The organism is Bartonella sp. AA16NXGY, assembly GCF_042197325.1.
Classification (GTDB): Bacteria; Pseudomonadota; Alphaproteobacteria; order Rhizobiales; family Rhizobiaceae; genus Bartonella.
Genome location: NZ_JBHIRR010000011.1, coordinates 23,664 through 33,095, shown reverse-complemented (window position 1 = coordinate 33,095; position 9,432 = coordinate 23,664). Strand labels below are relative to the sequence as shown.

The 9,432-nt window shown below is 43.4% G+C and carries 10 protein-coding genes; all 10 read left to right on the top strand.

Translation table 11 applies throughout. The features are described 5' to 3' along the window. The first annotated feature begins 805 nt into the window (after nucleotides 1-805). Nucleotides 806-1,132 carry a hypothetical protein gene (locus ACFINK_RS07015; protein ID WP_375638511.1) on the top strand — a complete coding sequence of 109 codons (327 nt, stop codon included), beginning with the start codon at nucleotides 806-808 and terminating at the stop codon, nucleotides 1,130-1,132. Nucleotides 1,133-1,316: 184 nt separating this feature from the next. Then, nucleotides 1,317-1,448, top strand: coding sequence for a hypothetical protein (locus ACFINK_RS07010; RefSeq protein ID WP_375638505.1), 132 nt, complete (start codon nucleotides 1,317-1,319; stop codon nucleotides 1,446-1,448). Between the two features lie 162 nt (nucleotides 1,449-1,610). Further along, nucleotides 1,611-1,742: a hypothetical protein gene (locus tag ACFINK_RS07005; RefSeq protein ID WP_375611677.1), complete on the top strand. Its 132-nt coding sequence runs from the start codon at nucleotides 1,611-1,613 to the stop codon at nucleotides 1,740-1,742. Further along, entirely contained in the window at nucleotides 1,723-1,938 is a 216-nt protein-coding gene (locus ACFINK_RS07000) for a hypothetical protein (RefSeq protein ID WP_375638504.1), read from the top strand. The genes ACFINK_RS07005 and ACFINK_RS07000 overlap by 20 nt, the downstream gene beginning before the upstream one ends. A gap of 663 nt (nucleotides 1,939-2,601) precedes the next feature. Next, entirely contained in the window at nucleotides 2,602-3,963 is a 1,362-nt protein-coding gene (locus tag ACFINK_RS06995) for a PBSX family phage terminase large subunit (RefSeq protein WP_375638503.1), read from the top strand. Continuing rightward, complete coding sequence (gene bgtI / locus ACFINK_RS06990; RefSeq protein ID WP_375638502.1) at nucleotides 3,948-5,798, top strand: BaGTA-type gene transfer agent portal protein BgtI; 1,851 nt, start codon at nucleotides 3,948-3,950, stop codon at nucleotides 5,796-5,798. The genes ACFINK_RS06995 and bgtI overlap by 16 nt, the downstream gene beginning before the upstream one ends. Nucleotides 5,799-6,081: 283 nt before the next feature. Next, nucleotides 6,082-6,855: a hypothetical protein gene (locus ACFINK_RS06985; protein ID WP_375638501.1), complete on the top strand. Its 774-nt coding sequence runs from the start codon at nucleotides 6,082-6,084 to the stop codon at nucleotides 6,853-6,855. A 242-nt stretch (nucleotides 6,856-7,097) separates the two neighbouring features. After that, nucleotides 7,098-8,216 carry a BaGTA-type gene transfer agent major capsid protein gene (bgtG, locus tag ACFINK_RS06980; RefSeq protein WP_273791303.1) on the top strand — a complete coding sequence of 373 codons (1,119 nt, stop codon included), beginning with the start codon at nucleotides 7,098-7,100 and terminating at the stop codon, nucleotides 8,214-8,216. An 83-nt stretch (nucleotides 8,217-8,299) separates the two neighbouring features. Continuing rightward, a complete protein-coding gene (locus ACFINK_RS06975) occupies nucleotides 8,300-8,995 on the top strand; it encodes a phage adaptor protein (protein ID WP_375638500.1) in 696 nt (231 codons plus the stop codon). Nucleotides 8,996-9,016: 21 nt separating this feature from the next. Then, nucleotides 9,017-9,211, top strand: coding sequence for a hypothetical protein (locus ACFINK_RS06970; protein WP_273791305.1), 195 nt, complete (start codon nucleotides 9,017-9,019; stop codon nucleotides 9,209-9,211). Nucleotides 9,212-9,432: the final 221 nt, after the last annotated feature.

The following is a 9,432-nucleotide window of genomic DNA, read 5'->3' as shown; positions in this document are numbered from 1 at the left end:
ATTTTTAGTTTGCACTTCAAGCTCCCCTCCGGTTGCGAGCGCCCTCGCATGAGTATTCCGGGAGTAGTAAAGTACTGAGCTCTAGTCAGCATTTTTGCTTTTAGTGCTTATCACACCTGGACATAGCAAAAACTCCCGGAATCCCGGGACACCCACAAAGTGGGTTCATTCTTACGCTAGAGCTTAGGGCTTTACTATCCCTTATTGATCGTTGCGTGGACGATCAAAATATCCTTTGAGTGATAAAGTAATTTCAAGGGATTGGCAAGAACAATTAAAAGATTTGCTATACGGTTATAGTGTAAAATAGGGATGTTTGGGGGCGGTAATCTGATGTTAGTAGGGGAATTTATTGGGTAAAAGGTTGGATGATAGTTTAAAACCGGTGCGGGGTGGAAGCTTTATTCAGCAGAGGAAAATTTGCTTTTTGAAGTCGAATTGTAGATCAGAGCTTATCTGGCGTGTTTGATGAAACACCATTCTTTGAAGTGTGGGATAGCTATATGAAATAATCAGCAGGGGAATCTGATAGACGAGACATCAGCTTGTTGCAGACCCGTGTTTACAGAACGGTGCGGGGTAGTGATTTGAGCGTTTCGTTTGGCTGCGTTCTGTAATGATGTAAAAGCGTAAAAATGTGAATCTGTAAAATTATGCGGAGGATTTGGGCTTTATGTGGGCTCTTATCTTTTTGGGTGTGTCCCATTTTTTTTTAATTGTTGAATGCTTGGCAAATTTTGTTGCTGATTTTTATGTCATTTTTTGTGTTTGAGGTTTTGGTTTCTCTTTAGTTGGAAGGAACATGATGATGGTAGATGAACATTGTCTTCCCTTACGTCGAAGAGGGCGGAAAAAAGGGGCTTTAAATAAAACAACAAAGCGATTTAATGAAGCTCTTTTGACAGCGGCGGAGCAGGCTGGATATCACTATGGTGAAGATGGGCTGGTGTCTTATCTTCAGTATCATGCGTTGAATAATCCTGTTCCTTTTTTTTCGCTGCTGGCAAAAGTGTTGCCTCTTCAGGGGGCTGGAGAAGGGCAGGTTAAAACAGTTTCGCGTATTGAGATTGTACCAGTGAATGCAAAAAATAGCGAACCGGAGAAGTGTGATACTTCGATAACTAAGGTTTGAAGAAGGAGCTGTGATGTTTGGGCATTTACTGGAGAGCAGAATATTTCGGTGGGAGATATTGGGGCTTCCTATGTCGAGATGCCGGCTTTTATGGGCGATGACAGAGGGGCGTGTGCTGAAGAGGTGATACCCGAGAGGTACAATGCTTAGGGGGTGTGGTTGTTATCTACTGTTTTGGATTTTTGTGAAGGTTTGGTCTTTTCTCGTTATTGAAGGTGTGGAGATATCAAAAACAGTTTCGCGGATTGAGATTGTGCCAGTGAATGCAAAAAATAGCGAACCGGAGAAGCTTGATCCTTTGGTCACTGAGGCTTGAAGCTACGAGAAAATGTTGGGTTGGGCACATGATGTTTAAGGGATATTGTCTTTGAACGGGGATGCTAGATGTTTGTCTGAAAGCTTATGATTGAAATTGCGGTGAGGGGCGTGTGCTTTAGGCGTGTGAGCTGTGACGTTGTTAAGCTTTGGTGGGGGAAGCATGAGGACGTGGACTGGAGGAGACTTCGGTGCATATGGTGTTTTTTGGGGGTACATGGCGTCTGGGGTGGTCTGTTTGAAGAGGGGCCGGCAAGATGCTTTTATGGCGATGCGTGAGGGGCGCGATACCTGAAAGATGTTGGGGAGTGCTTGATGATATTTGCTGTTTTGGGCATCTGGTGAAGATTTGGTTTTTTCTCGTTATTGAAGGTGTGGAGATATCAAAAACAGTTTCGCGTATTGAGATTGTACCAGTGAATGCAAAAAATAGTGAACCGGAGAAGTGTGATACCTCGATAACTGAGGCTTGTGATATTGAAAAATGTTAGGCTGAGGTGGGTGATGTGGGGTGATGTCTTGCAAGGGGGCTGCTTTGGTGATTGCCTATCTTGAGGGGATTGAAGCGGAGGCTATCGTGCTTGTAGGCGCTCGTGATATTGGGAAGGGGCTTTGGTGAATGATGCCGTAAGGGCCCCCGTGTGCTGGAGGGAATTTGGTGCAGGGTATTTGTGTGGTGGATATGGAACAGTGTTTTGATGGGGGAGGGGCATGAAACTTGAGAGAAGTGTTATGCTTGCGGGATGCATGTGTTTTGGTGGGGGTATCTTGGGGGATAAAGTGTGAGGATTGGTGATGCTTGAGAGGCATGATATTGGAGGATGTTGGGCTTTGGATATGCCTGAGAGCCATGTGCTGAGGCTATGATTTGGTTGGGGGGATACCTTGCTTGTGGTTGGGGGATGACAGGCGCGGTGTTTGAGGGGGTGGGGCTTTTGTGCCTTGGGGGCTTGGGGCGCATAGGTGGGGTCAAGGGGATCTCATGCAAAAAAGTGAAATTTATTGAATATTAGGATGAAGAAAAGATAAAGCGCTGCTTTTGAGAAGGGCGTTTTTCGTTCAATTGCTCTTTTCGTTCAATTGCTCTGGGATCATTAAACTTGGGATAAGCAAAAGGGTGCAGCGCAATTATTGCTAAAGTATGAAAATTTATAATGACAACTGTTCAGAAAATTTCTCAAAAAATTGAGCAGAAAACGGCTCAAGTGGCTCTTATTCCAAAGCTTATTCCTGTTTTTACTGGAAAAGCAGATGTGCGAGCCGCTTGGGGAGGACGGGGTTCTGGAAAAACACGTTCTTTTGCTTTGATGTCGGCTGTGGTGGGATATCGCCATGGAATGGCTGGAGAACGCGGGATTATTCTTTGTGCACGGCAATTTCAAAATTCTCTTAATGAAAGTTCTTTGGAGGAAATTAAACGCGCTATCGAGTCTTATCCTTTTTTACAAGACTATTATGAAATCGGCGATAAATATATTAAGTCAAAAGATGGACGGATTGTCTATGTGTTTGCTGGGCTTGATCGCAATATCGCAAGTATTAAATCAATGGGACGCGTTTTCCTTTGTTGGGTCGATGAAGCCGAGCCCGTGACAGAAACTGCTTGGCAAACACTTATTCCAACTTTGCGCGAAGAAGGAAAAGATTGGAATGCAGAATTATGGGTCACATGGAACCCATGCCATGAAAATGCAGCCGTGGAAAAACGTTTCCGAAATGTCGATAATCCTCATATCAAAGGGGTGGAAATCAATTGGCGTGATAATCCGCAATTTCCTGAAAAACTCAATCGTGATCGAATGGACGATTTGCAGCAAAGACCAGAGCAGTATAACCATATTTGGGAAGGCGAATATCTCCAAGCTGTCCAAGGGGCTTATTATCAGAAATGCCTGCTGGAAGCCGAAATGGAAGGGCGGATTACCACTGTTCCACGGGATCCTTTGATGCAGGTGAGAATCTTTTGGGATATCGGGGGAACAGGAGCAAAGGCCGATGCTACCGCATTGTGGGTGGCGCAATTTGTTGGACGTGAAATCCGAGTGCTCGATTATTATGAAGCCCAAGGACAACCTCTCTCAGAGCATGTGGGCTGGGTTTTTCAAAGGGGATATGAAAAGGCTCTTATGGTTTTGCCTCATGATGGCGCAACAAAAGATCGTGTCTATAATGTGAGTTTTGAAAGTGCCCTTCAACAAGCCGGTTTTCAAACCAAAATAATTCCTAACCAAGGAACAGGCGCTGTGAAAATGCGTATCGAAGCCGTAAGGCGGTTGTTTCCTGCACTATGGTTTAATCGTGAAACGACATGTGCGGGCAGAAAAGCGCTTGCTTGGTATCATGAAAAGCGCGACGAACAGCGCAATATCGGACTAGGGGCTGAACATGATTGGGCTAGCCATGGGGCCGATGCCTTTGGACTGATGTGTGTGGCTTATGAACAACCAAATGCTAAAGCGCGAAAAAAACCTTATCGCTCGTTTCACCATTCTCAAACTTCATGGATGGCTTTTTAATGAATAGTTCTACAGATTCTTCTTTTAATCAAATCGAAACGCTTGAAAATCAAGCTCTCTTTAAAAAACTCGTGGGTTGGTATCAGGATGATATTGATCATGTCGAAAAATGGCGAAAAAATGCCCAGGAAGATTACGATTTTTATAATGGACGGCAATGGAATGAGCAAGACTTGGCTGTCTTGCACGAACAAAACAGACCGGTGATGACTTTTAACCGTATTGCGCCTTTAATTAATGCCGTGATTGGGGCTGAGCGCAATAATAAAAGGCAAGTGCAATTTATTCCACGACAAGAAGGCGCAGCCTTTGCTAATCAGATTCTGACAGGAGCAGCCGAATGGTTTCGCGATGAAGCCGATGGCGAATACGAAGATTCCGATGCTTTTCAAGATGCAATTATTTGCGGTATGGGCTGGACAGATACACGCCTTGATTATGAACAAGATCCCCAAGGAAAACCAATCATTGCACGTTTAGACCCGATGAAAATGGTGTGGGATGCAAGTGCTGTCAAGCCTAATCTTATTGATGCTCAACGCTTATGGTATATCGATGAAAAACCCCTTGCTGTGGCGCAGGAAATGTTTCCCAATGTTCATTGGAGTGACCTTAATGCTGATTGGGTTAAACATCAGAGCTTTTTACATTCAACCAGCGATGGGATGACACAAAGTTATCAGTCCGAGAGGGGGTATCAAGGAGAAGAGGGGAGCGGCTATCAACGTCCTAAAATGGTGACATTGGTAGAATGTCGCTGGTTTGAACGCGAGGTGGTTTATAAAGTTCTCGAGCCTCTAAGTGGAAAGTTTGTCGATTATTCAGAGCAGGATTTCCAAAATTTAAGCAAAACTTTTCCTCATGTCCAGGCAACAAGGTTGAACAGAAAAATTGTCAAACGGGCATTTTTAGGTAGAAAGCTGCTTGAAGCGCCTGATAAGCCTTTGGTTCCACCCAATCAATTGGGATGGGAGTGTATTACCGGTACTTTTGATAAGTTAAGCCGACAGTTTTACGGAATTGTGCGCCCTACAAAAGATCCGCAACGGTGGGCAAACAAATATTTTAGTCAAGTAATGCACTTGCTCAATAGCCAATCAAAAGGCGGCATTATGGCAGAACGCGATGCTTTTGATGATGATCGACAAGCCGTCGAGAGTTGGGCTAGAGCCGATAGCATTACTTGGTTGAAAAGTGGGGCTGTGTCTGGCGGAAGAATCCAACCTAAACCCGTGGCGCAATTTCCGCAAGGTTTTTTTCAATTGTTTAATGAAGCAAAGAGTGCTCTCGAACAGGTGACGGGGTTGTCTTCTGAATTTATTGGGACGCGAGCTGTCAATCAGCCTGGCATTCTTGAACAACAACGGCGACAATCGTCACTTAATCTTTTGGCTTCCTTTTTTGATGGGTTGCGTCGATATCGGCAACGACAGGGAAAAATTATTCTCTATCTTATTCAAAATTATCTCTCCGATGGGCGGTTGGTGCGTATTGCTGGTGATGAAAATGCCCAGTATGTGCCGCTGACACGCGAAATGGTGACAAGCTTGGAATATGATATTGTCGTGGATGATGCGCCAACAAGTCTTAATGAAAAAGAGCGTACTTTTGCACTGATCATGCAATTGCTTCCTTTGATGCAAAATTTTACAACGCCTGAGATTATGCTCGATCTTTTACGCTATTCGCCTTTACCGGCTTCACTTATTCATAAAATCGCTATAAAGGCGCAAAACTCTTTTCAAGAAGAGCAAAATGCTTCAGCGCAGATGGGGGGTAATGTGGGAACAGAGCAGATAATGCAGATGTTGCAGACAGTAAAGGCTCAACAATAGGACGCTTTGTCATGCGTGACTTCTGATAAACGCCATATATCATAAATTGCTTATCGATTTTCGTAGTGCATGGGCTCCCTTTTCTTAAAAGACCTGTTTTGTAGGGCAGGACTGTTGGGAAAAGTAGGGTGGAGAGGGGAGTTTTGCCGTCATGTGGGGTGGAGAGCATTGGGGGGAATACTGGTGCTCAAATGATGGGAGAACATTGAGGGGATAAGTGCTTATGGGCTGTTTTATCTGAAAAATTTGATTTTATTGTTAAAAAAAAGAGAAGGCTAATGTCATGGATCAAGAACACTTAACGCCGGCAGAACAAAACCAATTGAAACAAGATTTTCTGGTCTCAACACAAGAGGGAGAAAATGGTGAAATTGCAAGAGAAGAAAAAACTCTTGAAGATAATTTTCAAGGGCAAGTGCATCAACAACAGTACTCTTCGCAAAAGGCTGGAAAAGAGGTTCAAGGGGGAGAAGATGTTCCACCAGATCCGCAAAAAGACTTTATGGGCTATATGCAATGGTTGGGAAAAACACTCCAAAAACAAGGGCTTGTACATGAAAAACAACAGCCTTCTCTTGCTCGCGAAGCAGAACAGTTGCATGCATTTTTTCAGCAGTCTGTTGCCAGTGTTAAACAAAAGCATCATGATTTTGATCAAGCAGCTGATTTTATTTATGAAACGCGGGCTAAACAGTTGGCAGCTTGTGCTTCGCTCTATCCTGAGATGGCAGATCCCCAAAATATTGATGCGATAATTGGTGATGAGTTGAAGCAGATCTTGCGCGATTGTGCGCAAAAAAATCAAAATCCGGCTGAAGTGATTTACTCTATTGCACAAAAAATTGGCTACACAAATGTTCCCAATAACATGGGTGAAAATTTACAGGAAAGACACAATTCTGCACGTACTCTTGCTGCTTATAACGGCTTGACGCCAAATGGGCCGATTTCTTTGGATATGCTTGATAAAATGTCAGAAGCAGAGTTTAGCGCTTGGGTTGCTGATCCTAAAAATAAAGCCGCTTTTAATCGTTTAATGGGGGGAAGAGAATTTTAAAAACAAGAATGTGGCAGGTGTTTTTTGCGGGAATGTTAAGAGGCTTTTGGCGCAGAAGAATGCGGGGGGATTTCTCACAGCACGGATGTGGTGAGGAGAGCTCTTATAAGGGGGAGGCAGACGCTAACAGAAATTAGATAAAACTCACAAACAACCTATTCACCATTTGAAATGAAATGTGGTGTTTTAACAACCGGCGCTTTGCCGGGTTTTTTATGTCAATAAAACTTTTAGAGGACAAAATGACTGTAACTTATATCGGACTTAATGACCCAATGGCAGTGCGCACATGGTCTAAATTACTAAACCAAGAAGTCTCAAAAGCACTTCCAATTGCACCGTTGATTGGAAATGATTCAAACAGTATCGTACAATTAAAAGATGAAACCACGAAAGCAAGTGGGGATGCTATTAGCTTTAATTTGCGTGTGCAGTTGCTAGGCGATGGGGTGAGTGAAGGGCAGACATTGGAAGGCAATGAAGAAGCTTTACAGTTTCTCAATGATCGCTTGGCAATTAATGAACTCGTTCATGCCGTGCGTGTCAAAAATGAGGGAACGATTGATCAACAACGAATTCTCCATGATTTGCGCACCGAGGCAAAAAATGGTTTGGTTGATTGGTATGCAGATCGTCTGAGTATGATGTTCTTCATTCAAGTGTGTGGTTATACCGCAAAAACAATTAACTTTGAAGGACGCACGATTACCCTTAAACCTGTTCATTATGGGTTTAATGCGCCAACGGCACCAACCAATAAACGCGTGGTACGTCCTAACGATAAAGCAAAAGATGAGGACTTAAAAGAAGACGATGTTTTTGATCTCAGCTTGATTGATAAAGCGGTTGAACGGGCTAAATTGGCAAATCCTAAAATTAGACCCGTGCGGATCGATGGGGAAAATGTTTATGTGCTTTATCTTCATCCAACCCAAGTGACACAATTGCGAACCAATACTGATGCGGGGCAATGGCTCGACATTACTAAGGCAATCTATAGTGGAAGTCGTATCAAAAATCCGCTCTATGATGGGTCTTTGGGCATGTATAATGGTGTGGTTTTGCGCGAAGCTGAACATATTACTGAAGGGGTCGAAGCTGGAACCGCTAATAAAGCTGTGCCAAATGTGCGGCGGGCTGTTCTGCTTGGTGCGCAGAGTGCTGTGATTGCTTTTGGTAAAGATCGAGGGGCGACACGCTATAAATTGGTGGAAGAACTCTTCGACTATGAAAGAGAATTCGGGGTTGCGGCAAAAACCATTATTGGTATGAAAAAAACTTGCTTTACCTTGCCAGGGAGTACGCAAGGGGCTCAGGATTTTGGCACTATTGTCATCCCAACTTATGGAGCACCCGCTTAAAGCGAATGTTTGCTCTCTTCCCCCAACAAGAGGGATCTGTTGGGGGAAAAATTTAAAATGCTTCCAGAAACAAGGACAGGCTTATGACCACTTTATCCACTGATCCCCAAAATCTAAACTTTACACATTCAGACCATTCTAAAACTTTTGCTTATATGGTCGCGCTTATTCAAGATGAAATTGATGATACAACAGCGGAATATTCCCTGCAAATTCAAGATTCAATTTTTACGGCTTTGCGTTTGTGTGAACGCGAACCCTTTTTCTTTAATGAAAAAAGAGAAAGGACGTTTAAAACACAGAGTGGTAAAACATGGTATGGGCAAGAAGAGGGGGTTTTTATTGAAGCAGAAAAGAGTTTGGAGGGCGTCTTTTTAGTAACAAAGAATGCAACACCAACAAAGTTGTTCTTTAAGCCCTTGGAAGTGTTGCATCAACAATATGGTATGCATCCTGCGCTAGGAACGCCATTCTTTTATACGTACCTTGATCAAAAAATAGGACTCTTTCCAACACCAGAACATGTGGAAACTGTACAGCTTTCTTATGCTCCTGTTCATTTTGCTGATGAACAGCTGAAAGAGGATGATAACCCTTGGTTGATTTATGCTTTTGATCTTATTAAAGCACGGGCAAAATATGAACTTTATAAAAATATCCTTAAAGATCCTGAATATGCCGCCGTTTCTTTCAGAGATTTTCAAGAACAGCTTCAAGCTTTGCGCATTGAAACATCGCGCCGAAAAGGTTCTTCAAAGATTCGCCCAATGCGTTTTTAAAAAGTTCATTTCAAATCGTTTATGGCTGGCGTTGAAGGTTGGTTTGGCACTGATGGCTGGTTTGTCACTTATGGCTGGATTTGCGCGTTGGGTGTTGATGGTGAAGGGCTGGTGGATGGCGTTGGGGTGGCCATTATTTATGGTATCGTTTTTTTTGGTGCGTTAAACAATCTAAGGTTGTTTATTTTGTTGAATTTTATGCCTTTAGAGTTTTAAGGGCTTTTGTGGTTTTTTATCAATAAGCCTTGGTGTTTTGAATGGCACTGGGCTCTTCAAAGATTTTATGGGGGTCTTGATGGCTCTTTCCCCCGTCATTGTGGGGGGGGGGGGGTGTTTGCGGGCAGTTGATTTTGGTTTGGCGCTGGTGGATGGCGTTGGGGTGGCCATTATTTATGGTATCGTTTTTTTTGGTGCGTTAAACAATCTAAGGTTGTTTA

What these genes read in the sequence shown, in the direction of transcription:
- ACFINK_RS07015 (WP_375638511.1), top strand. Translation starts at nt 806, where the DNA reads ATGATGGTAGATGAACATTGTCTTCCCTTACGTCGAAGAGGGCGGAAA.
- ACFINK_RS07005 (WP_375611677.1), top strand. Translation starts at nt 1,611, where the DNA reads ATGAGGACGTGGACTGGAGGAGACTTCGGTGCATATGGTGTTTTTTGG.
- ACFINK_RS06995 (WP_375638503.1), top strand. Translation starts at nt 2,602, where the DNA reads ATGACAACTGTTCAGAAAATTTCTCAAAAAATTGAGCAGAAAACGGCT.
- bgtI (WP_375638502.1), top strand. Translation starts at nt 3,948, where the DNA reads ATGGATGGCTTTTTAATGAATAGTTCTACAGATTCTTCTTTTAATCAA.
- ACFINK_RS06985 (WP_375638501.1), top strand. Translation starts at nt 6,082, where the DNA reads ATGGATCAAGAACACTTAACGCCGGCAGAACAAAACCAATTGAAACAA.
- bgtG (WP_273791303.1), top strand. Translation starts at nt 7,098, where the DNA reads ATGACTGTAACTTATATCGGACTTAATGACCCAATGGCAGTGCGCACA.
- ACFINK_RS06975 (WP_375638500.1), top strand. Translation starts at nt 8,300, where the DNA reads ATGACCACTTTATCCACTGATCCCCAAAATCTAAACTTTACACATTCA.
- ACFINK_RS06970 (WP_273791305.1), top strand. Translation starts at nt 9,017, where the DNA reads ATGGCTGGCGTTGAAGGTTGGTTTGGCACTGATGGCTGGTTTGTCACT.